We start from the raw sequence: 21617 nt of genomic DNA on the forward strand, positions 1-21617 counted from the left end.
TGAAGCCGACAGGAATCAGTTCGCGTAACGCGCCGTGAGATCGCGCGAGATCTTGGCGCCTTCCTCGATGTAGCGGCGGATCGCCACCGTCGCGGCCGGCGTGCAGCTCCGGTAGGTCTGCTGGAAACCGTTATAGCCGCGGTTGAAGCCGGCGATCATGCGGGTGCGGCGTTCGCCCGCGGGGGTTTCGGCATCGATCAGCGCCTGCATCTCGCTGCGCCATTTGTTGCCCTCGTTGGACCCGCAGATGCCGCGCAGATAGTGCAGCCCACCGAGGATCTCCGCCAGCCGCTGCAAATCGCCGTCAAACGGCGCTGCCCCGTCCTGAGCCCTCGTGGGCACCGAGGCACAGGCGAGAATCAGGGCAAAAATGGCCAGAAATCGCGTCGACATCGGCCGGGTGTATGCCTCCTCGGGGCGGTGGACGCAAGGCGGGGGCTGTCAGGGGCCGATCAGCCGGTGGGCCGACTGGATGACCTCTTCCAGCCCGCCGGTCAGCTTGAGGTCGCCAAGGCCCGCTAGGGCCTCCGGGGCGATCCAGCGGTAGTCGTCGAGCTCGTCGTTGAGAACCGGCTCCCGGGCCACCCATCGGGCAGCAAAGGACATGATCAGGTAGTGGCCGGCGCCGGCCGCGGCCGGGAGCACTTCGCGCCAGCCCGCGAGGCCGATGATGTCGATATCGAGCCCGGTCTCCTCGTCGATCTCGCGCGCCAGCGCCTGGTGCAGCGATTCGCCGAACTCGACCCGACCGCCCGGCAGCGAATAGAACCCCTTTGCCGGCGAGCGTGCGCGACGGGTCAGAAGCACCTTGCCGTCACGAAAAATCGCGGCACTGACCGCGATTTGGGGACGGGTGGGCTGAACGATCGCAGCCATGACTTCACCTGCTTGGGCCTAGTTCGCCATGATGTTGTCGACGTCGGCTTCCGCGCCGCCATTGATGATGCCGCCGCAGGCCGCGATCAGCGGCTTGACCCAGTGGGCGGCCTGCTCGGCGAGGCGAACGCGGGTCGTGTCCTTCTCGACCTCGCGCATGGCCGAGCCGACCGCCGTCAGGATCGAGGTCATGGTGTCGGTGAGGTGGTCGAACTGGGCGCGCACGTTCGGGTCGGCTTGTTCATAGGCCTCGATCGCCAGATCCCGGGCCTTGAAATTCGACGCCGTGAAATGCTCGGCATAGGACAGCGGCGACCAGGTCAGAAAATCTTCCGAGCATTCCGGCATGTCGGGGACCATTTCCAGCAGCATCACGGCTTCATTGAAATGGTTGAGATAGTCGGTGGCAAGCCCGGTCCGCGGGTTGATGTTGGCCACGCGCAGCCGCTCGGCCCAGACCGCGGCCTCGGGCGCCGTCTGTCCATGCATTCGCGCCGGCTGGGAGACCGTTGAGCTCATCTGCCGCAGTGTTAACGTTCGGGGTTAAAAGGACCTGAACGGACCCTATATAGGCCCTCAAGGATGTGTGGACGCTTCGTCATAACTTCGGCCCCCGCGGCTTTGCGGCAACTGTTCGGCTACATTGAGCAGCCGAATTTCCCGCCCCGGTTCAACGTGGCCCCGACACAACCGATTCCGGTCGTGATGGCCGAGAACGGCGCGCGTCATTTCCGACTGATGCGCTGGGGTTTGCTGCCGGGCTGGGTCAAGGATCCCAAGGGATTTACGCTCCTGATCAATGCCCGTTCCGAGACGGTGCTGGAGAAGCCCGCCTTCAAACGCGCGATTCGCCGGCGGCGCGGCCTGATTCCGGCCGACGGCTATTACGAATGGAAGACGGAGGATGGCCGCAAGCAGCCCTTCTTCATCCATCGCGCCGACGGCGCGCCGCTCGGCTTTGCCGCATTGTTCGAGACCTGGGTTGGGCCGAACGTCGAGGAGCTCGACACGGTCTCGATCGTCACGGCGGCCGCAGGCGAGGATCTCGCCACGCTGCATGATCGCGTGCCCGTCACCATCAGCCCGCGCGATTTCGAGCGCTGGCTCGACAGCCGCAGCGATGACGTCGATGCCGTGTTGCCGCTGATGACCGCCCCGCGCATCGGCGAATTCGCTTGGCACCCGGTCTCCACCCGCGTCAACCGCGTCGCCAATGACGACGACCAGTTGCTGCTTCCGATCAGTGCGGAGGACATGGAAGCGGAAGCGCCGAAGAAGAAGGTGGTGCGGAAAGCGGCGGCCGGCTCAGCCGATGACGGGCAGGGGTCGTTGTTCTAGCTGCGAACCACAAAACAACTGTCGTCCCGGCCTAGTGCGCAATTGCGCACGGAGAGCCGGGACGACGGTGGAGTTTTAGGCGGCAGCCCTTACACGATTTCCCTCGCCCTCAACGCCGCGATCTCCGCCGCGTCGAATCCCAGTTCGCCCAGCACCGCGTCCGTATCCGAGCCGAGCTCCGGCGCCATCCGGTCCAGCCTGCCGCCGCCATGCGCGAGCTTGAATCCGCTGCCGGCGAAACGAAGCCGCCCATAGGGTGTGTCGAGCTCCTGGATCGCGCCGCGCGCCTTGATCTGCGGATGGTCGATCACTTCCTCGACCTTCCAGATGCTGGCACAGGGCGCGCCGGCATCTTCCAGAATGGTCTCCCATTCGCGCGCCGGCCTTGCCGCGAGCGCGTCTTCGATGATGGCGCGCAGCGCCGGCTCGTTCTCGTTGCGGGCAAACCAGTCGGCAAAGCGCGGGTCGCTGAACGTATCCGCGCGGCCCAGTGCAGACATCAGCGCGCGATATTGCTTCTCGTTGTTGACGGCGAGCAGGATGTGACCGTCGCCGCATCTGAACAAATTCGCCGTGGTCCTGCGGCTGACAGCCTGATTGCCTGACAGCTGCTGGCGATGGCCGGCGACCGACCAGTCCGCGATCTGCCCCGACAGAAACGCCATCGTCGCCTCCAGCATGGAGACGTCGATTAGCTGGCCCTTGCCGGTGCGATCGCGCTGGTACAGCGCGCTCGACACGCCGAACGCAGCCGTGGCGCCCGACAGCACGTCGCACACCGCAAACCCCGCACGGGTCGGGCCGGTTTCGGGATGGCCCGTGATCGCCATGATGCCGGACAGCGCCTGCATCTTGCCGTCATAGCCGGGTCGCAGGCGATCCGGACCGGTTTGGCCGAAGCCTGATACCGCGCAGTAGATCAGCTTCGGATTGATCGCGGACAGCGCCTCGTACCCGATGCCGAGCTTGTCCATCACGCCGGGACGGAAATTCTCCATGACCACGTCGACCTGCGCGGCGAGCTTCTTCACGATCGCGATCGCGTCGGGCTTTTGCAGATCGAGCGTCAGGCTGCGCTTGTTGCCGTTGATGGCCTGGAACGCTGGCGCGAAACCGCGGTCGGCCCATTCGCGCGAGAGCGGCGTGCGGCGCATGTCCTCGCCCTCGCGCCGCTCGACCTTGATGACCTCGGCGCCCAGGAGCGCGAGCTGGTAGCTCGCATAGGGGCCAGCCAGCACTTGCGTGAAGTCCAGGATCTTCACGCCTTCGAACGGTCGCGTCACGTCGCTCTCCCTTTTTGTTCTGGTTGTCGGAGGCGTCAGGCGGCGCGATTGCCGCGCGCGATCTCCTTCTGCTTGTCGAATTCGGCACGGCGGCGCGCCAGCTCTTCGGCTGAGAGCTGCGCGACGTTGTTGTAGTCGAGCTTCCAGGAGGCGTCCTCGCTCCAGCGCAGCGGCGACTGCATGGTGGTCTGCGGGCCGCTCGCGGTCTCCAGCAGTCTGAGCGCCAGCTCGAGCGTCTGTGCCTGCGAGGCGACGTCGTGCGGCTTGCCGGCGGAATTGCCGAGCGGGAAATCCGAGAACAGGAAACGCGGCACGGCGGCGTGCTCGATGATGTCCTTGGCGCAGCCCATGATCACCGTCGGAATGCCGTTCGCCTCGAGATGCCGCGCCACCAGCGCCGTGGTCTGGTGACAGACCGGGCAGTTCGGCACCAGCACGGCGACATCGACCTTGTCGGCAAGGCAGCGCGCCAGAATCTCCGGCGCGTCGGTGTCGAGGGTAACGCGATGGCTGCGGTTGGTCGGCGCGCCGAAGAAGCGCGGGGCCACCTCGCCGATGCGCTCCGCAGCACTCGCCTTCAAAAGCTGCGGCAGCGGAAACCAGGTGCCGTTGTCGGTGGCCGTGGTGTGCTTGCGGTCGTAGCCGATATGCGAGATGCGAAGGTCGTGCGGCTTCGCCGTGTCGCCGTCATAGACCTGGTAGAATTTCGCACCGCCATTATACGCCGCGCCCGGACCCTGGTCGCCCTTGGCTGGATCGTACGGCGCGGCCGTCGTGATGATGGTGACGCGCGACTGCGACAGCGGCTTCTTCAGCGGCTGGAACGGCGCCTCGGTGTAGTGGGCCCAGCGATACGCGGTGGTGTAGCCAATCGCGGCGTAATAGTCCCGCGTGCGCTGCATATAGGGCACGGGGGCGTCATAGTCGGGCGCAAAGCCGAATTCGTCGTCGCGCGAAGCGGACATGGGCGCGTCTCCTGGTTCTCGTTGGCGACAGACTAGAGATAGTCGGGGGTGAGCTCAAGAGTAAGCAAGTTCACCGAAACACATGCAGCGCCACATGCTGCAGCAGCATGATCGCCTTGGCGTCGATGATGCGCCCGTCTGCGATCATCGCCAGCGCCTCGTCGATGCCAAGCTCCAGCACCTCGATGTCCTCGCCTTCATGTTCGAGGCCGCCGCCGTCGCTGACCCGCATCTCCGGCTCGTATTCGGCGACAAAGAAATGCAGCTTCTCGGTGATGGCGCCGGGGCTCATGAACGCCTCGAACACCTTGTGGACGTGGTGCAGGCGATAGCCGGTTTCCTCCTCGGCCTCGGCGCGGATGCGTACCTCGGGCGAGGCATCGTCCAGCACGCCGGCGGCCGCCTCGATCAGCAAATCGTCGTAACCGCGGATGAAGGCCGGCAGGCGGAATTGCTTCACCAGGATCACCGTACGCCGAGCGAGATTATACGGCAGCACGGCGGCGGCGTTGTCGCGCTCATAGGTCTCGCGGTGCTGGGTCTGCCATTCGCCATTGGCGCGCCGGTACTCGAACGTGGTGTTCTTCAGCGTGGTCCAGCCGTCCGAGAGCACGCGGACGTCCTTGATGCGGACGCGGTCGGAAATCGTCATGGCTCGATCTCAATTGCTTGGCGTTGTGGTGCGGCCGTCGAGCCACTTCTGGAACATCACCGAGGTCGATTCCTCGAAACCCAACGACTGGTAGAACGCATTGGCCTGCTCATTGCCGCGCCGGACCAGGAGCTGGAGCTTTGCGATGCCGGCCGCGCGCAGCCAGTCCTCGGCCGCCGCCATGACGACGCGGCCGTGGCCACGCTTCTGGCTATCCGGGTCGACCGCGACGTAATAGACCCAGCCGCGATGGCCGTCATGGCCGACCATGACGGTGGCGACGATGGCGCCGCCGTCGCGGCCGAGCAGGATGGTGGAATTATCGCGCCGCCGCGCCAGTGCGATGTCGGCATGCGGATCGTTCCACGGCCGGGTCAAGCCGCAGCGCTGCCACAGCGTGACCACGGGCTCGACATCGGCCTCGGTGATCGCGTCCATCGTGAGCGCACTCACAGCACTTTTCCCGGGTTCATGATTCCAAGCGGATCGAGCATCGCCTTGATGGACCGCATCAGCTCGATGGCGGTCTTGTCCTTCACATCGGGAAGCTCGTCGCGCTTGAGCACGCCGATGCCGTGCTCCGCCGAGATCGAGCCGCCCATGCGCAGCACGATCGCGAACACCACCGCGTTCATCTCGTGCCAGCGCGCCAGATAATCCGCGGTATTGGCCCCGATCGGCTGGCTGACATTGTAGTGCAGATTGCCGTCGCCGAGATGGCCGAACGGCACCGGCCGCGCGCCGGGGATCAGTTTCACCACGGCTTCATTGGCCTCGGCGATGAAGGCGGGCACGGTGGCCACCGGCACGGAAATGTCGTGCTTGATCGAGCCGCCCTCCGGCTTCTGCGCCGACGACATCTCGTCGCGCAGCTTCCAGAAGCCGGCGCGCTGGGTCAGATTGGCCGCGATCACCGCGTCGTCCACGATCTCGTCCTCCATGGCGCGGCCGAGGATCGTTTCCAGTGGCGTGCGGGCGTCGTCGCCGGGCGACGACAATTCCAACAGCACGTACCAGGCATGCTTTTGCGCGAGCGGATCGCGCACGTCGATGCCGTGGCGGATCGAGAAATCGACCGCCATCTCCGAGAGCAGCTCGAAGCTCGTCAGCGCATTGGCGGCCTCGCTTTGCGCGATCGCCAGCAGTTTCAGGGCGGCGTCCGGCGACTTCAGCCCGACGAAGGCGGTCTCGATCGACCGCGGCTTCGGAAACAGTTTCAGCGTCGCCGCCGTGATGATGCCGAGCGTGCCTTCGGCGCCGATGAAGAGATTGTGCAGATTGTAGCCGGTGTTGTCCTTCTTCAGCTTCGAGAGCACGTTGAGCACGCGCCCGTCCGCCAGCACCACCTCGAGCCCCAGCGCCATCTCGCGCGCGACGCCATAGGCGAGCGCGGCCGTGCCGCCGGCATTGGTCGAGAGATTGCCGCCGATGGTGCAGCTCCCTTCCGCGCCGAGCGAGAGCGGGAACAGCCGGTCCATTTCGGCGGCCTTTTGCTGTGCGATCTGCAGCACCACGCCGGCCTCGCAGGTCATGGTGTTCGACGCAGTATCGACCTCGCGGATCTTGTCGAGCCGCCGCAGCGACACCACCACCTCGCCATTGTGCGGGGTCTGGCCGCCGACCAGCCCGGTGTTGCCACCCTGTGGCACCAGCGCGATTTTGTGCTCGGAGGCGAGCTTGCAGATTGCGGCGACCTCGGCGGTCGAGCCGGGGCGCAGCACCAGCGGCGAGCGGCCGTGGAACAGATTGCGCTCCTCGGTGACATAGGCCTCGATGTCGGCCGCATCGGTGATGGCGTGCCTCTCGCCGACGATTCTGCGGAATTGTTCGATCAGCTCGGGCGCAAGCGGTGGGGTCGCGGAATGATTAACGTTCATTGTCTTGTCTCTTGCTTCGCTCTTATCGCGCCACGGCCGCCCGGCGCAGCCGGTCGTTGATCGCTTCGCCCAGATCTTGTTCGGGGATCGCCATCACCGCGATCGCCCGCGGCCCGCTGGCATCGAGGGCGCGAAGATAGCCGAACAGATTGGCGGCGGCTTCATCGAGATCGCCGCTGGGCGACAAATTCATGACGGCGGTGGCTGCCTCCAGGCCGGGCAGGCGCGCGGGGCCGAACGCCAGCAGCGCTTCGCCCGGCGCGACGTCCCGCGCATTGAGCCGCACATTGGCGCGCGGCGCGTAATGCGAGGCCAGCATGCCCGGCGCCAGCGGCTGGCTGTCGTCGCTGTCGGCCTCCGCGGGCAGTCGCGCCAGCGGTGCACCGAGCACGGTCTCGATCCGTTCGCGTGACAGCCCGCCGGGCCGCAGCAGCATCGGCGCCGCAAAGCAGCCGACGATGGTCGATTCGACGCCGACCGTAACGGGTCCGCCGTCGACGATCAGGTCGATCCGCCCCGCAAGGTCGCCCTCGACATGGGCGGCCAGCGTCGGCGAGACGTGGCCGGAGAGGTTGGCGGACGGCGCCACCACCGCCCCGCCGAAGACGCGCAGGATCGCCTGCGCCACCGGATGGGCCGGAATGCGGATCGCGACCGTGTCGAGGCCCGCGGTGGCAAGCTCGGCCACCGGGCAGTTTTCCGTCTTCGGCACCACCAGCGTCAGCGGCCCCGGCCAGAACGCCTCCGCGAGGCGCAAGGCGCAGGCGTCGAATCGTCCGATCCTCCGCGCGGCCGCGAGGTCGGCGACATGCGCGATCAGCGGATTGAATGCCGGCCGCCCCTTGGCGGCGTAAAGATGGGCGATCGCGCCGGCATTTCCGGCGTCCGCCCCGAGCCCGTAGACCGTCTCGGTCGGGAACGCGACCAGCCCGCCGGCGGCCAATGTCCGGGCGGCAGCTTCCGCGCCGGCCTCGCCGGCCGGTAAAATCAGCGTTTCAAGACCCGTTTTCACAGGGATAAGATTCCTCAGCTCGGCCGCTTGCGGTGCGCCAAACCCGACGCTATAAGCCGGCCTCTTGTCGGAGTGTGGCTCAGCCCGGTAGAGCACTGCGTTCGGGACGCAGGGGTCGCAGGTTCGAATCCTGCCACTCCGACCATTCTTCCAAAAGTCGACGTTCTAGAGGCTCGGCGGACCGGTCGCCGGGGCCTCGGAAGCGCCTTATTGCAACGATTTAGGGCGCGGGTCCACGGCCGATTTGGCCGGGCAGAGGCGTGTGCCGCAGCGGCATGGCTTTCTTTTCGCCGGCATCCCTGATCCGGCGTTGCACGGTAGGTCAGTGAATTACCGTCTCGCCGCGAGCGAGCCAATCAAATCACCACCAGGCACGGCTCCCACGAGGCCTCCTCTGACGCTTCCGCAATTGCCTCGAAAACCGCCGTAACTCATCAAACGCTCGCGCTCGGGACGGTCGGTTGCCATCCGGTCAGACCGACGGTTAGATGAACCTGCAGTCGATCGCAGCTTCAAGCAGCGCAATCCGCCAATGACAAAAAACAGGGCAGGAATCATGAACAAGAAAATCGTCGCGCTTGTTGCAGCTTTTACCTTCGCTGCTTGCGGATCGGCATGGGCCGCGTGGCCGGAAGACAAGCCGATCGAAGTCGTCGTCGGCTTTGCGCCCGGCGGCGGTACCGATGTCATGGCTCGCAAACTTCTTCCCTTTGTTGAGCGCGCGCTAGGCGGTAAGGCGAAGTTTGTCGTCCTGAACAAGCCTGGCGCTGGTGGAGAGATCGCGTTTGCTGCGATCGCGCGCGCGGCGCCCGACGCCTATTCGATCGGCGTCGTCAACGTGCCGGGCTACAACTTTCTGCCGATGACGCGCAAAACCCAATACACTACGGATGAAATCCGGCTGGTCGCACGGATCGTTGAAGATCCGAACGTGATGGTGGTTCCCGCGGACAGCAGATTCAAGAATTTGCCGGATGTCATTGCCGCACTTCGCAGCAAGCCGGGCTCGGTGACGTTTGGTCACAACGGTGCCGGCACGAACGGTCATTTGGCCATTCGCATGCTGGCAGCAGCCGCGAAGGTCGAGCCCAACGAAATCTCTTACAGAGGAACTGCCGCGCAGCGGACCGATCTATTGGGCGGGCATCTGGAAGTCGGGATGGTCACTCTCAGCGAGATTCCCGAACTACATGGGACCAACAAGGGGCCACTTCGCGTCATCGCGATCCTGTCGAAGAAGCGCTTTCCATCGCTGCCCGAAGTTCCGACAGCAGAGGAAGTGGGCTTTCCGATCACGACGACGGCAGAACGCGGCTTCGCGGTGCCGAAGGGCGTTCCGGACGACATCGTCAAGAAGCTGGAAGCCGGGATTGCGGAAGGCCTGCGCAATCCCGAGTACCTGACGAATTCGCCTGGCGACGCGCCGGTGATCGCTTTCCTGACTGGCGCTGAGTGGCAGAAACGACTCGACGGCATGTCTGAGGCGTTGCGTCCTTATGCTGAAGACATGCGCGCGAACGAGCAGAAGTAATCAACCCAGCTGTCGCCGGCGGTTGTTGCGAGACTATCGCCGCGCCACCAGAACGCCGACCATAAACGCAATCATCAGTGCCGGCAGCGGCGCCTCGCGTACCATGCCGCGAACGACATGTGTCCAATTTTGCTCCGGGACAAGGTTCGGAGACCTGATCTCCGGTGTTGGCGTGATGCCCCATTCGGAGGCGAGTTCGGCAATCTCGCTTGAGGCGAGCCGCACGCCGTCGCGGACGCGGAAGATGGCGGCGTCCGCGCGCTCGCGCGGCGCAAGCAGCATCATCGTCGTGACGGCCGTACGCAGGGTCATCTCGCCGTAACCTTGCAGCCTGACCGATTCCTCGGGGTCGGACGTCATCGGAAATCCCTCACAGGGCCAAATGCCTTACAACGCGAAGTGGCGCGCGATGGTGAAGGCCATCGTCGCGCACAGGACCAGCGTGGATACCGCGCCGGCCACGCCGCGCGCGAGATCGGTCCGCGTCAGGTGCCTGGTCATGATTTTGCTCCATGCTCGGCATGGCAATGGCGGGGAGGCGGCGTTGGTTCCAGCCGCGACGGGCGAATCGGGAACGCGGGCTATTTCCGCAGCAGCTCGCTCAGCGCCGCCGTCGCCTCGGCGCAGCGGATGTCGTCGATCTCGCGCGACAGGCTGAGTGCGCTCGATCTGAGTTCTTCGACTTTCCAGCTCTCGGGGTGCTGGGTCTCGAGTTGACCGAGCCGCTTGTTCAGATCGTCCAATCTGGTTTGCAATTGTTCGACGCTGGCGGCCCCATTGACCACCCAGACTCGTTGCGCACGCATCGTAGTTCCCCTGCTCGTCTCACGGCGTTGTGAGAGGGGTTCGTGGCCGCAATGGGAGTTTCTTTTGTCCGGCTTCAGACGGACGGGAACCGTTGCAGATCAGCAACGGGAGTTCCCTCGCGTTAGCGTGCGTCTGGAGTTCGGCCCGTCACCGCATCAGGCCGCGCGCGGCCACTCGGTCGATTGCTTTTCAAGCCGGCTTTCGAGAATGGCGATGCTCACCCGGATATTGTCGCGCCGGGCCCGCAGGTTCTGCGCGAGCATGGGGTAGGCGACGTTCTGGGGATCGGAGATTCCAGCCTTCCGCTCTTCCTCCAGAATGTCGGCGTCGATCATTTGCATGCGCCAGCGCAGATCGGAGATCAATGCGTGGAGCTGTGTCGGCATGGTCGCTTCGAAACGGAACGTCGGGTGCATGATCGCCTCACGATGAAACAGACCCACTGCGGGTCTGAGGGATTTGACTGCCGTCCAGCAAGCACAATGCCAGTGGACGGCTGAGCGTCTCCCGCGATTGCTCCACGGCGCACCGGAACGATTACCACTCTTTCCCGTTGCTGCAGGGGCCTCGATAACGAGGCGATCGAGGGACCCATGCCGCTCATCCGCTATTTCGTCTTCACCGGCGGCGCTCTGCTCGCCCTCCTGTACCTTGCTGATTACTACCTGGCCGGCCCCGTGAGTGCGGCCGCCGAAACCGGGCCGGACCTCTCGATCGCCCGAATTCATTCTGCACAGACCTGGCCGGAGAAGATCATCTTCGACACCAACGTGCGCCAGATTCCGTTGACCAAAACTGTGGCGTCAACGTCAGACGCGGCGGCGCCAGTCGCGCCGGACGGTACGCGCCAGGCATTTGCCATGGCGGCGCAGCCCGCCGCGGAGCCCAAGGTTTCGGACGGCAAGGCTTCGGACACCAAGGCCGCATCGCCCACGCAGGCCAAGGCGGCCGCTCCGAACAAGCGCGTCGCGGAGCGGCATCGTCGCCGCCAGCCGTCGCGCATGGCGGCGCGCAGTCAGTTCTTCAACGAGCCCGTCGCCGCAGAATGGTGAGTGCCGCTCTGCGAGGGTGTTTTCGCGCGACGTGGATGCGGTCGATCGCCATTCATCCTCGGCGCCCCCCGCGTGACGGTCGAACTGCCTCTCGGTTGGGCACCGTGCCGGACAGCGAGGCTGTGCGCGCGACGCATCGCACGATAGTCTCTGCCGCGACCTGACCCAGGAAGCGGACGAGGGAAAGATTCGTGACGAGATTTGTGACGATCGCGGCCGGCCAGCTTGGCCCTGTCGCGCGGACAGAGACGAGAACCGCGGTCGTGGCGCGCCTGATGGCCTTGATGCGCCAGGCGCACGCCAACGGTTGCGACCTGATCGTCTATCCCGAGCTCGCGCTGACCACGTTCTTTCCGCGCTGGTATTTCGAGGATCAGGCAGAGATAGACAGCTTCTTCGAGCGTGAGATGCCGGGGCTGGAGACGAGAGGCCTGTTCGATCTCGCGCGCGAGATCGGCATCGGATTTTATCTTGGCTATGCCGAGCTGACGGTCGAGGCCGGAATTGTCAGGCGCTACAACACCTCCATCCTGGTCGAGAAGAGTGGCGAGATTGTCGCGAGATATCGCAAGGTGCATTTGCCCGGGCATGCCGAGCACGAGCCCTGGCGCGAATTCCAGCATCTGGAAAAGCGCTATTTCGATCCTGGCAGTAGTTTCGGCGTGACCGAGGCCTTTGGCGGCGTGATGGGGATGGCGATCTGCAACGATCGCCGTTGGAGCGAGACCTATCGGGTGATGGGGCTGCAGGGCGTCGAGATGGTGATGATCGGCTACAACACGCCGGTGCACAATCCGCCCGCGCCCGAGCATGACGATCTCTCGCTGTTCCACAATCATCTGGTAATGCAGGCCGGCGCCTACCAGAACGGCACCTTCGTGGTCGGCGTCGCCAAGGCCGGTGTCGAGGAGGGCGTCGACCACATCGGCGGAAGCTGCGTCATCGCGCCCTCCGGCGAGATCATCGCGCGATGCACGACCAAGGGCGACGAGATCGCGCTCGCTCGCTGCGATCTCGATCTCTGCAACTCCTACAAGCGCACCACCTTTAATTTCGACGTTCACCGTCAGCCGCAGGCCTACCGGATGATTGTCGAACGGAAGGGCGTGACCCTGATGGCGGACAGAACGCCGGTGCGAACGACAGGGTGAGCTCCTGTAGCCCGGGTGAGCGAAGCGATACCCGGGACCGCTGCGAGAGTCCCGGATGTCGCTTCGCTCATCCGGGCTACAAGACTTGCGGTCGGGCAAAACACCCGCACTCCGTCAACCCCTTCCTGCAAAAATATTCCACTTTACCGAATTTCGGTTTTGGCGTATATGTTGCCCATCCCGGCTCATCCTTGAGGGGCGATCTTGTGGTCGTCACGTTCGCGAGCCGGGCTTGCGGTGGACGCGGCAGCGTTCGGGTACGAGAGGCCAAGGGCAGGGCGGATTGCTCTCCGTGAGCCCGAGGCTTCGTTCCGACGAGCGGCGCTGCTAGGCTTCGTCTCGTCTGTAAGTTTCCGGCTCCGTCGACAGGGCCGGGAAAACTGCGGCGAATGGCGGGCAGTGTGTACGGCAAAACCGTGTGGTCCTGGCCGTCGTTGCTACGGTCAAGCTCTTGCGGATGCGGCACTTGCGTCAACCGGCGCGGCGCCGGTGACTTTCGCGAAGGCGAGGGAGGCCAAAAGGAACTCGGCTCCCGGGAGAGCACGGCATAAGCCGTCCAACCATCGCGCAGGGAAGGCCGAGTGATTGGCTACACCTGTATGCTGCTGTGCGGTTTTCCTGCGTGTGCTTTTCGCGCAGCGGACCGCGGGTGCCAGCCGGCGCCCGGCCTTCCCTGCGCCCCCTTGGACAAGAGGGTGAAGCGACGAAGCAAAGCTCGGGCGAAATCAGCCGCGAGAACGCGAAGCCGTGTCTGCGAATCGGCGCGACAACCTCAAATGTCGTCCTGGCGTAGGCCAGGACCCATACCCCGAGGTCTATCGATTTGAGGCGGTATCAATCCCACCGAGCAAATGTCCGCCAAACTCCTCCCTGGGGTAATGGGTCCTGGCCTTCGCCAGGACGACGCAGGAGTTGGTGGCGATCAGTGTGACCCACACCCCATCACAACCACGTGTCTTTATTCGGAAACAATCATTCCCTATTATCCCGCAGTGCAAAAAGCCGCCCGCAAATCCCGCTCCGTCGCCCGTCCGCCCGGCCGTCCCCGGGAGTTCGACATGGACATTGCCCTCGACGGGGCCGTGCGCGTGTTTTCCGAGCGCGGTTATCATGCGACCTCGATTGGCGATCTCACCGCGGCGATGCGGCTGGCGACCGGCAGCGTCTACAAGGCGTTTCGCGACAAGCATGCGGTGTTTCTCGCCGCCTTCGAGCGCTATGTCGCTCTGCGCCAGGAGCAGACGCGTAGCGCCGCGGCGAAAGGCGCCAACGGCCGCGAGCGGCTGCGCAACATGCTATTGTCGTATGTAGAGCATTCCCAGGGCAGTGAGGGGCGGCGCGGCTGTCTCGTGGTCGGCAGCGCGGTCGAATTGTCCGCGGTCGATCCGGTGGTGGGCGCCCTCGTCAGCGCGCGGCTCGAGACCAACGAAGGCTTCATCGCTGGCCTCATTCGCGAGGGGCAGGCTGACGGCTCGATTCCCCGCCATGTCGCCGCCGACGACACCGCGCGGCTGATGATCTGCATCACGCAGGGTCTGCGCGTCGTCGGCAAGGCGCGCCTTTCGCTCGACGGCAAGCGCCTGGTCGCCGTCGCGATGAAGCTGCTCGCCTGAATTTTTTGTCATATTAGGAAACAAGCGTTTCCTATATTTGGAGACTATGTGAATGACGATGAATGCCACGATCGAGACAGCCCCCGAGCCGGATGCGGTGTCGCAGCGCCTGACCTTCGTGCTTGCCGCGGCCTGTGGCATAGTCGCCGCCAACATCTATTACGCCCAGCCGCTGATCGCCCCGATCAGCGCCGCGCTCGGCCTGTCGCATGAAGCGGCGGGACTGATCGTCACCATGACGCAGATCGGCTACGGCGTGGGGCTTCTCTTCATAGTGCCGCTCGGCGACCTCGTCGAGAACCGCACCCTGATCTGCTCCGTCATCACGCTCGGCGCGGCAGCCCTGCTCGCCGCGGGGGCCGCGTCCCATGCGCTACCGTTCCTGATGGCCGCACTGTTCATCGGGCTCGGCTCGGTCGCGGTGCAGATCATCATTCCCTATGCGGCGCACCTTGCGCCGGCAGCCATTCGCGGCCGCGTCGTCGGCAACGTCTCGACCGGCTTGATGCTCGGCATCATGCTGGCGCGACCGGTGTCGAGCTTCGTCACGGCGATGCTGTCGTGGCACGCGGTGTTCTTCTGCTCGGCCGCACTGATGATCGTGCTCGCAGCGGTACTCTGGATGACGCTGCCGAAGCGCAAGCCGGTCGCGCGGATGCATTACGGCGAGTTGCTGCTGTCGATGCCGCATCTGGCGCGGACCACGCCGCTGCTGCGCCGCCGCGCGCTGTACCAGGCCAGCCTGTTCGGCGCCTTCAGCCTGTTCTGGACCGTGACGCCGCTGCTGCTCGCGAGCGAGTTCGGCTTCACCCAGCGCGGCATTGCGCTGTTCGCGCTCGCCGGTGTCGCCGGCGTGTTCGCGGCGCCGATCGCGGGGCGGCTTGCCGATCGCGGCTACAGCCGCATGGCAACACTGGTCGCGCTGCTGCTCGCGGCCGTGGGCTTCCTGATCACGCATGTCGGCGCGCCCGGATCGGTGCTGAACCTCGCCTGCCTGGTCGTGGCCGCGATCGCGATCGACATCGGCGTGCAGGGCAACGTCGTGCTCGGCTTCCGCGCGATCTTCGCGCTGGGGCATGAGCACCGCAGCCGCCTCAACGGCCTCTACATGGCGACGTTCTTCACCGCGGGCGCGGCGGGCTCGGCGGTCGGCGCCTGGGCGTTTGCGCAAGGCGGCTGGACGCTGGCATCGGCCATTGGCCTCGCGCTGCCCGTCGCAGGCTTGGTCTATGCGGCCACCGAGTAGGGCCGCGGTGGGTCCAGATTGTGCGATTCGGCCCGTTTACCAAGGCCGTCCGGCCGGCAATTTCCACCTCGCAGTTTCCCTGCCGCTGTAGTACTTTGGTCGCAAGCGAGCCTGGTTAACGGGCGGCAGGGGGAGGCTGATGAGGCGTGCGGGGCTGGTTGGCGTACCGCGGGTACGACCATGGTCGTGGCAGGCGTTTCTGCTTGGATTCGTCGTTGTCGCAATGTCGGCTGCGCTCCAGGGCGTCTGTGTCGCGCTCGGCGCAAAACTCTATTTCGCAGCGTTCCTGCCCAGCCTGTTCGTGCTCGGCATTATCGCGGGCGTGCCAGTTGCGGCGTTCGCCGCACTGCTCACCATTCCGCTGGTGTGGTGGGCGTTCATTCCGCCCTTCTTCGAGTTCAATTCTCTGACCAGCGCGCATGCCGATTCCATCAAGCTGTTCTGCCTGTTCGCGGTGCTGGTGATCGGACTTGCCGATCTCTGCCGCGAGATCATCAGCCGCGGTGGATTGAAGCCGCGCAGCGAGAGCGCGGCAACGAATTCGCAATAGATCGGCCTTGTACGGCCGCGCACGTTGCGCGCGGGCAACAGTCCGGAAACCATTCGCGCGCTTGCCGCGCGGCGCTAACTTTTCAAAAAAGATTTGGCCGCAATTTCTCCCCCGGGAATGACGAGGGAGTTTTCGGACATGAACGGCCAAATAACCGGTCACGCCATCTTGGAGAACGTGCGCCGCTATCGCGGCATCGCATCGCTCTATCGCCAGACCGCTGCATTCCGCCCGGGCCAGAGCTGGTCGCTGCTCGAGCAGGCGAAGGATTGGGAAGCACGGGCGCTGCTGGAGCTGGAAGCTTATTTCGCCGCGCGGATGGATTACGCTGCTACGCGTGCGGCCTGATCGTTAACCATCGGCGCGGCCTTGCGCAGGCCCGCGTCGGTCATCGGGTCGCGCACGGAAAGCACGGGGCGACTACGGAGTTATCTCGACCCCCGCCTGTGTTAGCAACGTCCCGACCAAGACATCCCAATTCGGCCGGGGCAAGCGATGACCACCTTCAACCGCATCTTCACGACCGAGCGCCTGCTCCAGATCATCGTCATTCTCGCGGCCACGGTCGCAATGAAGCTGATGGGCTGAATTCCGGCAGGCTATCGCGCGCCGAATTCGGGCAATTCGGGCAGATAGTTCGCCCCCTCCGAGCCGAGAAAATCGAACATCGCCTGCGCCGGCGGCAACAGCACCTTGTCGCTGCGGCGGATCACGTACCATTGCCGCACGATCGGCAGGCCCGCGACGTCGAGCACGATCAGCCGGCCCTCGGTGAGCTCGTGCGCCACGGTGTGGGCCGAGATGAAGGCGATGCCGAGCCCGGCGATGACAGCCTGCTTGATGGTCTCGTTGCTGCTCATCTCCATGCCGATGATCGGCTCGAGATCCGACCTCTGGAACATGCCTTCCATCAGCGTCCGCGTGCCCGAGCCAGGCTCGCGGGTGAGGAAGGTCTCGTGCACGAGGTCGGTCAGGTTGAGGCCGGAATCTTTCTCCAGCCAGTGCCCCTTGCGTGCGACGATGATGTGCGGATTCCGCCCGAGCTGACGGACGTCGACGCTGACATCGGCCGGTGGCCGACCCATCACCGCGAAATCGAGGTCGTAGCCGTGCATGGCCTCGCGGATCTCCTCGCGATTGCCGACCGTGAGCTTGAGCTCGATCTTCGGATACCGCTTCGAGAATGCCGCGATCGCGTGCGGCACGAAATATTTTGCGGTCGAGACAGCGCCGAGATGCACCGTGCCGCCGGTTCGCCCCGCAAGCAGGTCGAGCGCGCCCTGGCAGTCGGTGATTGCGGCTTCGACGCGCTCGGCGAGGGTAAGCACCTCCTTGCCCGCCTCCGTCAGCAGCATGCCGTCGCCGGTCCGCTGCAGCAGCGGCAGGCCGGCGAGATCCTGAAGCTGGCGCAGTTGCTGGGTCACGGCCGGCTGCGTCAGGCCGAGCTGGGTCGAGGCTGCCGTGACGCTGCCCTTGGCCGCGAGCGCCGCGAGCGAGCGAAGCTGCCGGATCGTCAGATGCCGGAGCTGTGTCGCCGAATGGGCATTATAAGATAATTCTTTGGCGCTCATTATGAATAGAAATTTTCCTTATTAAGCCGGCTCTGTCAATCTCATCGTTGTTGGCACTGACCGCACCAGACCTCCAGCGAGGGGGGAACTGGATACGGCACCAGCAAAGGGGACGGACGCAGATGACCGGGCAACTCAGGCTGGACGACCACCTTCAGCGGTATTCCGAGACGGCGCCGCATGCGCTGGCCGTGGCGTCCGCGGTCGATGCCATCGCGGCGGCCGCGATCGAAATCGCCGATCTCATCGCCACGGGAGACCTTGCGGACGCCTCCGGCCTGACCACCGGCCGCAATAGCGACGGTGACGTCCAGCGCGATCTCGACGTGCAGGCGGATGCGATCCTGCGCCGCTGTCTCGGCAAGCTGCCGATCGCGGCACTGGCGTCGGAGGAGATGCGCGAACCTCAGATCGGCGACCGCAAGGCCAAGATCTGCGTCGCGATCGATCCGCTCGACGGCTCCTCCAACATCGACATCAACATGACCGTAGGCACGATCTTTTCGATCCTGCCCGCGCCCGATGATCTCGCGCTCGCCTTCCATCAGCGCGGCTCGGCGCAGCTCGCGGCGGGGTTCGTCACCTACGGCCCGCAGACCTCGCTGGTGCTGACGCTTGGCGAGGGCGTCGATATCTTCACGCTGGATCGCAAGTCCGGTTGCTTCCGTCTCGCGCGTAGCGCCGTGCAGATCTCCGAGACCTGCGAGGAGTTCGCGATCAACGCCTCGAACCGCCGGCATTGGGAACAGCCGGTGCGCGCCTTCGTCGACGAATGCCTCGCCGGTGTAGAAGGGCAGGCCAACCACAATTTCAACATGCGCTGGGTCGGCTCGCTGGTTGCCGAGGCCTACCGTATCCTCACCCGCGGTGGCGTGTTCCTCTATCCCTCCGATGCACGGCCGGGCTATGGCGACGGCCGCCTGCGCCTCGTCTACGAGGCGCACCCGATGGCTTACATCGTCGAGCAGGCCGGCGGCTCCGCGTCGACCGGGCGCGAACGCATCCTTGAGCTTTCAGCGCAGAGCCTGCACCAGCGCGTGCCGCTGATCATGGGTTCGAACAACGAGGTGCAGCGCGTCGAGGACCTGCATTGCGATCCCTTGCTGGTCGCCAGCGTCTCTGCACCGCTGTTCGCGCGGCGCGGCTTCTTCCGGCTGTAAGCGAGGCATCCCATGTCCAGGAAGCATCCGATCATCTCCATCACCGGCTCTTCCGGCGCCGGCACCACGTCGGTCAAGAAGACGTTCGAACAGATATTCTTCCGCGAGAAGGTCAACGCCGCCTACATCGAAGGCGACGCCTTCCATCGTTACGATCGCGTGGAAATGCGCACGCAGATGGCGAAGGAGGCCGATCGCGGCAACAGGCATTTCAGCCATTTCAGCCCCGAGACCAATCTGTTCGAGGAGCTGGAGCGGGCGTTCCGCGACTATGGCGAGACCGGTACGGCGACGACGCGGCACTATGTCCACGATGCCGAGGAATCCGCGCTGCATGGTGCGGCACCCGGCACCTTCACCGAATGGAAACGGCTGCCGGAGAGCTCCGACCTGCTGTTCTACGAGGGCCTGCATGGCGCGGTCGTCACCGACAAGGTCAACGTCGCGCGTTATGCCGACCTCAAGATCGGCGTCGTGCCCGTCATCAATCTCGAGTGGATCCAGAAGCTGCACCGCGACCGCAGTGCGCGAGGCTATTCGACCGAGGCCGTCACCGACACCGTTCTGCGAAGGATGCCCGACTACATCCACTACATCTGTCCGCAATTTTCCGAGACCGACATCAACTTCCAGCGCGTGCCGACGGTGGACACCTCCAATCCATTCATCGCGCGCTGGATCCCAACGCCGGACGAATCGATGGTCGTGATCCGCTTCAAGAACCCGCGCGGCATCGACTTCCCCTACCTGCTCTCGATGCTGCCGCAAAGCTGGATGTCGCGCGCCAATTCGATCGTGTGCCCCGGCGCGAAGCTCGATCTTGCCATGCAGCTGATCCTGACGCCGCTGATCATGCAGCTCATCGAGCGCAAGCGAAACCTGAAGTGAACGAGGGGAGGATCCGATGAACATCTCCGTCCACGCCGACGCGGACCTTACCGCGGTCACACACAATGATCTCGCCAACGCCGTCCGCTTCCTCGCGGTCGACGCCATCGAGACCTCGCAGTCCGGCCACCCCGGACTGCCCATGGGCATGGCCGATGTCGCCACCGTGCTGTTCTCGCGATTTCTGAAATTCGACTCGGCTCACCCCCACTGGCCGGACCGTGATCGCTTCGTGCTGTCGGCAGGCCACGGCTCGATGCTGCTCTATGCATTGCTCCATTTCACCGGCGGCGACGTCAGCCTCGATGACATCAAGGCCTTCAGGCAATGGGGCTCGAAGACGCCGGGCCATCCGGAATGTGGCCATACGCCGGGCGTCGAGACGACGACCGGTCCGCTGGGGCAGGGGATTGCGACCGCGGTGGGCATGGCGCTCGCCGAGCGGATGGGCAATGCGCGGCATGGCGATGGCCTCGTCGATCACTTTACGTATGTGATCGCCGGCGACGGCTGCCTGATGGAAGGCATCAGCCAGGAAGCGATTTCGCTCGCCGGCCATCTCGGGCTCGGCCGCCTGATCGTGCTGTTCGACGACAACGGCATCTCCATTGACGGGCCGACCTCGCTTGCGACCTCCGACGACCAGCTCGCGCGCTTCGCCGCCTCAGGCTGGTCGGTGCGCCGTGTCGATGGGCACGATTCCGAAGCAGTTGCGCAGGCGATTGCGGAGGAGCGTGAGAGCCAAAGACCGTCGCTGATCGCCTGCCGCACCATCATCGGCTATGGCGCGCCGGATCGTCAGGGCACCGAGAAGGCGCACGGCGCGCCGCTCGGCACCGAGCAGACCGCGGCGGCGCGGCGAGCGCTCGGCTGGGACTATCAGCCCTTCGTGGTGCCTGTCACGATCCTGAAAGCATGGCGGATGATCGGGCAGCGCGGGCAGGTCGCGCGCCTGGCCTGGCTCGATCGCTATGAATGCGCGACGCCCGCGCAGCGCGATCTATTTGTCGAGGGCAAGGTGGTTGCTCTGCCGAACGCCTATGCCCAGGCGTCGGCGAAATTGCGCGAGCGCTTTGCCACCGAGCGTCCGAAGCTTGCGACGCGGCAGGCGTCGCAACAGGTGCTCGACGGCATCGCAGGGACGATTCCAGGATTTGTCGGTGGCTCGGCGGACCTCACGCATTCGAACCTGACGCATGCCAAGGCGCAGACCCCCGTCCAGCGCGACTCGTTCGCCGGCGATTACATCCATTACGGCATCCGCGAGCATGGCATGGCCGCCGCGATGAACGGCCTCGCGCTGCACGGCGGCTTCATTCCCTATGGCGGCACCTTCCTCGCCTTCTCCGACTACAGCCGCCCGGCGATCCGCCTTGCGGCCTTGATGCGGATCCGCGTCATTCACGTGATGACCCATGACTCCATTGGCCTTGGTGAGGACGGCCCCACGCACCAACCGGTCGAGCATCTCGCAGCGCTCCGCGTCATTCCGAACCTGCTCGTGTTCCGGCCGGCCGACGCGGTTGAGACGCTGGAAGCATGGGACTGCGCGCTCCAAGCCGAAAATCGTCCGTCCGTGCTGTGCCTGTCCCGTCAGGCGCTGCCGACCTTCCGCAGCGACGTGCGCGGTAGAAACCGCGTCGCACGGGGCGCCTATCTGATCGTTTCGCCGGACGGCGGCCGCGACGTGACGCTCATCGCAACGGGTTCGGAAGTGTCTATTGCGCTGGAAGCGGCCCGCCTGCTCGCCACCGAGCACGTCCGCGCGGCCGTAGTCTCCGCGCCCTGCTTCGCGTTGTTCGAGGAGCAGCCGGAGGACTACCGCGCTGCCGTGCTCGGCACGGCGCCACGGATCGGCATCGAGGCGGCAGTCGCCGGCGATTGGCATCGATGGATCGGCACTGACGGCGAATTCGTCGGCATGCGCGGCTTCGGTGCCTCGGCGCCCGCGCCAGTGCTCTACCGCGAATTCGGCATCACGCCGCAAAGCGTCGCGGAAGCCGCCCGGCGGGCGATTGCCCGCACAAGCAAGCAATAACAGGAGG

The 21617-nt window shown here is 65.0% G+C and carries 24 protein-coding genes and 1 tRNA gene; 12 read left to right on the top strand and 13 right to left on the bottom strand.

Going from position 1 to position 21617, the window contains the following annotated elements; translation table 11 throughout:
• Positions 1 to 15: 15 nt before the first annotated feature.
• The 3 genes from IVB47_RS29420 to IVB47_RS29430 are packed head-to-tail and all read right to left on the bottom strand — an operon-like array spanning position 16 to position 1395.
• The gene (locus IVB47_RS29420) at positions 16 to 393 is read right to left on the bottom strand and encodes a TIGR02301 family protein (protein WP_007607220.1); all 378 of its coding nucleotides are present in this window, start codon (positions 391 to 393) and stop codon (positions 16 to 18) included.
• A gap of 48 nt (positions 394 to 441) precedes the next feature.
• Entirely contained in the window at positions 442 to 876 is a 435-nt protein-coding gene (locus IVB47_RS29425) for an NUDIX hydrolase (RefSeq protein ID WP_247399817.1), read from the bottom strand.
• 18 nt (positions 877 to 894) lie between these two features.
• Positions 895 to 1395: a hypothetical protein gene (locus tag IVB47_RS29430; protein ID WP_247466669.1), complete on the bottom strand. Its 501-nt coding sequence runs from the start codon at positions 1393 to 1395 to the stop codon at positions 895 to 897.
• A gap of 63 nt (positions 1396 to 1458) precedes the next feature.
• On the opposite strand from IVB47_RS29430, the gene IVB47_RS29435 reads away from it, so the two are divergent.
• Positions 1459 to 2214 (top strand): SOS response-associated peptidase, encoded by a 756-nt coding sequence (locus IVB47_RS29435; RefSeq protein WP_247466673.1) that lies wholly within the window; start codon positions 1459 to 1461, stop codon positions 2212 to 2214.
• 89 nt (positions 2215 to 2303) lie between these two features.
• On the opposite strand, the gene IVB47_RS29440 is transcribed toward IVB47_RS29435, so the two are convergent.
• From IVB47_RS29440 to IVB47_RS29465, 6 genes are all read right to left on the bottom strand, one after another.
• On the bottom strand, positions 2304 to 3497 hold the full coding sequence (locus tag IVB47_RS29440; RefSeq protein WP_247466677.1) for a CoA transferase: 1194 nt from the start codon (positions 3495 to 3497) through the stop codon (positions 2304 to 2306).
• 35 nt (positions 3498 to 3532) lie between these two features.
• Entirely contained in the window at positions 3533 to 4462 is a 930-nt protein-coding gene (locus tag IVB47_RS29445) for a glycine reductase (protein ID WP_247466680.1), read from the bottom strand.
• Between the two features lie 70 nt (positions 4463 to 4532).
• Positions 4533 to 5114, bottom strand: coding sequence for a TrgB-like protein (locus IVB47_RS29450; RefSeq protein WP_007594883.1), 582 nt, complete (start codon positions 5112 to 5114; stop codon positions 4533 to 4535).
• Positions 5115 to 5123: 9 nt separating this feature from the next.
• Entirely contained in the window at positions 5124 to 5567 is a 444-nt protein-coding gene (locus IVB47_RS29455; RefSeq protein WP_247466683.1) for a GNAT family acetyltransferase, read from the bottom strand.
• Positions 5564 to 6991, bottom strand: coding sequence for an FAD-binding oxidoreductase (locus IVB47_RS29460; RefSeq protein WP_247466685.1), 1428 nt, complete (start codon positions 6989 to 6991; stop codon positions 5564 to 5566). The genes IVB47_RS29455 and IVB47_RS29460 overlap by 4 nt, the downstream gene beginning before the upstream one ends.
• Positions 6992 to 7013: 22 nt before the next feature.
• Positions 7014 to 8003: an L-threonylcarbamoyladenylate synthase gene (locus IVB47_RS29465; protein WP_247466688.1), complete on the bottom strand. Its 990-nt coding sequence runs from the start codon at positions 8001 to 8003 to the stop codon at positions 7014 to 7016.
• Positions 8004 to 8071: 68 nt separating this feature from the next.
• Between IVB47_RS29465 and IVB47_RS29470 the strand changes: the two genes are divergently transcribed.
• Both IVB47_RS29470 and IVB47_RS29475 read left to right on the top strand, forming a co-directional pair.
• Positions 8072 to 8148 (top strand) — tRNA-Pro (locus tag IVB47_RS29470).
• Positions 8149 to 8559: 411 nt separating this feature from the next.
• On the top strand, positions 8560 to 9534 hold the full coding sequence (locus IVB47_RS29475) for a tripartite tricarboxylate transporter substrate binding protein (protein ID WP_247399805.1): 975 nt from the start codon (positions 8560 to 8562) through the stop codon (positions 9532 to 9534).
• Between the two features lie 33 nt (positions 9535 to 9567).
• Here the strand turns inward: IVB47_RS29475 and IVB47_RS29480 are convergent, their stop codons facing one another.
• The 3 genes from IVB47_RS29480 to IVB47_RS29490 form a co-directional block, all read right to left on the bottom strand.
• Positions 9568 to 9894, bottom strand: a complete 327-nt coding sequence (locus tag IVB47_RS29480; RefSeq protein WP_027568651.1) for a hypothetical protein — start codon at positions 9892 to 9894, stop codon at positions 9568 to 9570.
• 221 nt (positions 9895 to 10115) lie between these two features.
• Complete coding sequence (locus tag IVB47_RS29485) at positions 10116 to 10340, bottom strand: hypothetical protein (RefSeq protein WP_007594875.1); 225 nt, start codon at positions 10338 to 10340, stop codon at positions 10116 to 10118.
• 156 nt (positions 10341 to 10496) lie between these two features.
• Positions 10497 to 10757, bottom strand: coding sequence for a hypothetical protein (locus IVB47_RS29490; RefSeq protein ID WP_247466691.1), 261 nt, complete (start codon positions 10755 to 10757; stop codon positions 10497 to 10499).
• Between the two features lie 177 nt (positions 10758 to 10934).
• Between IVB47_RS29490 and IVB47_RS29495 the strand changes: the two genes are divergently transcribed.
• The 6 genes from IVB47_RS29495 (at position 10935) to IVB47_RS29520 (ending at position 16301) form a co-directional block, all read left to right on the top strand.
• A complete protein-coding gene (locus tag IVB47_RS29495) occupies positions 10935 to 11393 on the top strand; it encodes a hypothetical protein (RefSeq protein WP_247399803.1) in 459 nt (152 codons plus the stop codon).
• Positions 11394 to 11584: 191 nt separating this feature from the next.
• Positions 11585 to 12544: an N-carbamoyl-D-amino-acid hydrolase gene (locus IVB47_RS29500; RefSeq protein ID WP_247399802.1), complete on the top strand. Its 960-nt coding sequence runs from the start codon at positions 11585 to 11587 to the stop codon at positions 12542 to 12544.
• Positions 12545 to 13602: 1058 nt separating this feature from the next.
• Positions 13603 to 14157, top strand: a complete 555-nt coding sequence (locus tag IVB47_RS29505) for a TetR/AcrR family transcriptional regulator (RefSeq protein ID WP_247291079.1) — start codon at positions 13603 to 13605, stop codon at positions 14155 to 14157.
• Positions 14158 to 14209: 52 nt separating this feature from the next.
• Complete coding sequence (locus tag IVB47_RS29510; protein WP_247466694.1) at positions 14210 to 15403, top strand: MFS transporter; 1194 nt, start codon at positions 14210 to 14212, stop codon at positions 15401 to 15403.
• Positions 15404 to 15542: 139 nt separating this feature from the next.
• A complete protein-coding gene (locus IVB47_RS29515; protein ID WP_247356956.1) occupies positions 15543 to 15953 on the top strand; it encodes a DUF4118 domain-containing protein in 411 nt (136 codons plus the stop codon).
• A 138-nt stretch (positions 15954 to 16091) separates the two neighbouring features.
• Entirely contained in the window at positions 16092 to 16301 is a 210-nt protein-coding gene (locus IVB47_RS29520) for a hypothetical protein (RefSeq protein WP_007594851.1), read from the top strand.
• Positions 16302 to 16552: 251 nt separating this feature from the next.
• On the opposite strand, the gene IVB47_RS29525 is transcribed toward IVB47_RS29520, so the two are convergent.
• A complete protein-coding gene (locus IVB47_RS29525; protein ID WP_247466697.1) occupies positions 16553 to 17524 on the bottom strand; it encodes a LysR family transcriptional regulator in 972 nt (323 codons plus the stop codon).
• Positions 17525 to 17646: 122 nt separating this feature from the next.
• Here IVB47_RS29525 and IVB47_RS29530 point away from each other — a divergent pair, with 122 nt between their 5' ends.
• The 3 genes from IVB47_RS29530 to tkt are packed head-to-tail and all read left to right on the top strand — an operon-like array spanning position 17647 to position 21610.
• Complete coding sequence (locus IVB47_RS29530) at positions 17647 to 18684, top strand: class 1 fructose-bisphosphatase (protein ID WP_247356953.1); 1038 nt, start codon at positions 17647 to 17649, stop codon at positions 18682 to 18684.
• A 12-nt stretch (positions 18685 to 18696) separates the two neighbouring features.
• A complete protein-coding gene (locus tag IVB47_RS29535) occupies positions 18697 to 19572 on the top strand; it encodes a phosphoribulokinase (RefSeq protein WP_027516497.1) in 876 nt (291 codons plus the stop codon).
• A gap of 16 nt (positions 19573 to 19588) precedes the next feature.
• The gene (gene tkt, locus IVB47_RS29540) at positions 19589 to 21610 is read left to right on the top strand and encodes a transketolase (RefSeq protein WP_247466700.1); all 2022 of its coding nucleotides are present in this window, start codon (positions 19589 to 19591) and stop codon (positions 21608 to 21610) included.
• Positions 21611 to 21617 lie beyond the last annotated feature (7 nt).

Source organism: Bradyrhizobium sp. 62 (assembly GCF_023073035.1).
Lineage (GTDB): Bacteria > Pseudomonadota > Alphaproteobacteria > Rhizobiales > Xanthobacteraceae > Bradyrhizobium.

Excerpts from the sequence above, each read along its gene's own strand:
- IVB47_RS29435 (WP_247466673.1), top strand. The coding sequence starts at position 1,459 with ATGTGTGGACGCTTCGTCATAACTTCGGCCCCCGCGGCTTTGCGGCAA.
- IVB47_RS29460 (WP_247466685.1), bottom strand. The coding sequence starts at position 6,991 with ATGAACGTTAATCATTCCGCGACCCCACCGCTTGCGCCCGAGCTGATC.
- IVB47_RS29420 (WP_007607220.1), bottom strand. The coding sequence starts at position 393 with ATGTCGACGCGATTTCTGGCCATTTTTGCCCTGATTCTCGCCTGTGCC.
- IVB47_RS29505 (WP_247291079.1), top strand. The coding sequence starts at position 13,603 with ATGGACATTGCCCTCGACGGGGCCGTGCGCGTGTTTTCCGAGCGCGGT.
- IVB47_RS29480 (WP_027568651.1), bottom strand. The coding sequence starts at position 9,894 with ATGACGTCCGACCCCGAGGAATCGGTCAGGCTGCAAGGTTACGGCGAG.
- IVB47_RS29445 (WP_247466680.1), bottom strand. The coding sequence starts at position 4,462 with ATGTCCGCTTCGCGCGACGACGAATTCGGCTTTGCGCCCGACTATGAC.
- IVB47_RS29490 (WP_247466691.1), bottom strand. The coding sequence starts at position 10,757 with ATGCACCCGACGTTCCGTTTCGAAGCGACCATGCCGACACAGCTCCAC.
- IVB47_RS29510 (WP_247466694.1), top strand. The coding sequence starts at position 14,210 with ATGACGATGAATGCCACGATCGAGACAGCCCCCGAGCCGGATGCGGTG.
- IVB47_RS29525 (WP_247466697.1), bottom strand. The coding sequence starts at position 17,524 with ATGAGCGCCAAAGAATTATCTTATAATGCCCATTCGGCGACACAGCTC.
- tkt (WP_247466700.1), top strand. The coding sequence starts at position 19,589 with ATGAACATCTCCGTCCACGCCGACGCGGACCTTACCGCGGTCACACAC.
- IVB47_RS29430 (WP_247466669.1), bottom strand. The coding sequence starts at position 1,395 with ATGAGCTCAACGGTCTCCCAGCCGGCGCGAATGCATGGACAGACGGCG.
- IVB47_RS29520 (WP_007594851.1), top strand. The coding sequence starts at position 16,092 with ATGAACGGCCAAATAACCGGTCACGCCATCTTGGAGAACGTGCGCCGC.
- IVB47_RS29475 (WP_247399805.1), top strand. The coding sequence starts at position 8,560 with ATGAACAAGAAAATCGTCGCGCTTGTTGCAGCTTTTACCTTCGCTGCT.
- IVB47_RS29485 (WP_007594875.1), bottom strand. The coding sequence starts at position 10,340 with ATGCGTGCGCAACGAGTCTGGGTGGTCAATGGGGCCGCCAGCGTCGAA.
- IVB47_RS29535 (WP_027516497.1), top strand. The coding sequence starts at position 18,697 with ATGTCCAGGAAGCATCCGATCATCTCCATCACCGGCTCTTCCGGCGCC.
- IVB47_RS29515 (WP_247356956.1), top strand. The coding sequence starts at position 15,543 with ATGAGGCGTGCGGGGCTGGTTGGCGTACCGCGGGTACGACCATGGTCG.
- IVB47_RS29495 (WP_247399803.1), top strand. The coding sequence starts at position 10,935 with ATGCCGCTCATCCGCTATTTCGTCTTCACCGGCGGCGCTCTGCTCGCC.
- IVB47_RS29530 (WP_247356953.1), top strand. The coding sequence starts at position 17,647 with ATGACCGGGCAACTCAGGCTGGACGACCACCTTCAGCGGTATTCCGAG.
- IVB47_RS29450 (WP_007594883.1), bottom strand. The coding sequence starts at position 5,114 with ATGACGATTTCCGACCGCGTCCGCATCAAGGACGTCCGCGTGCTCTCG.
- IVB47_RS29425 (WP_247399817.1), bottom strand. The coding sequence starts at position 876 with ATGGCTGCGATCGTTCAGCCCACCCGTCCCCAAATCGCGGTCAGTGCC.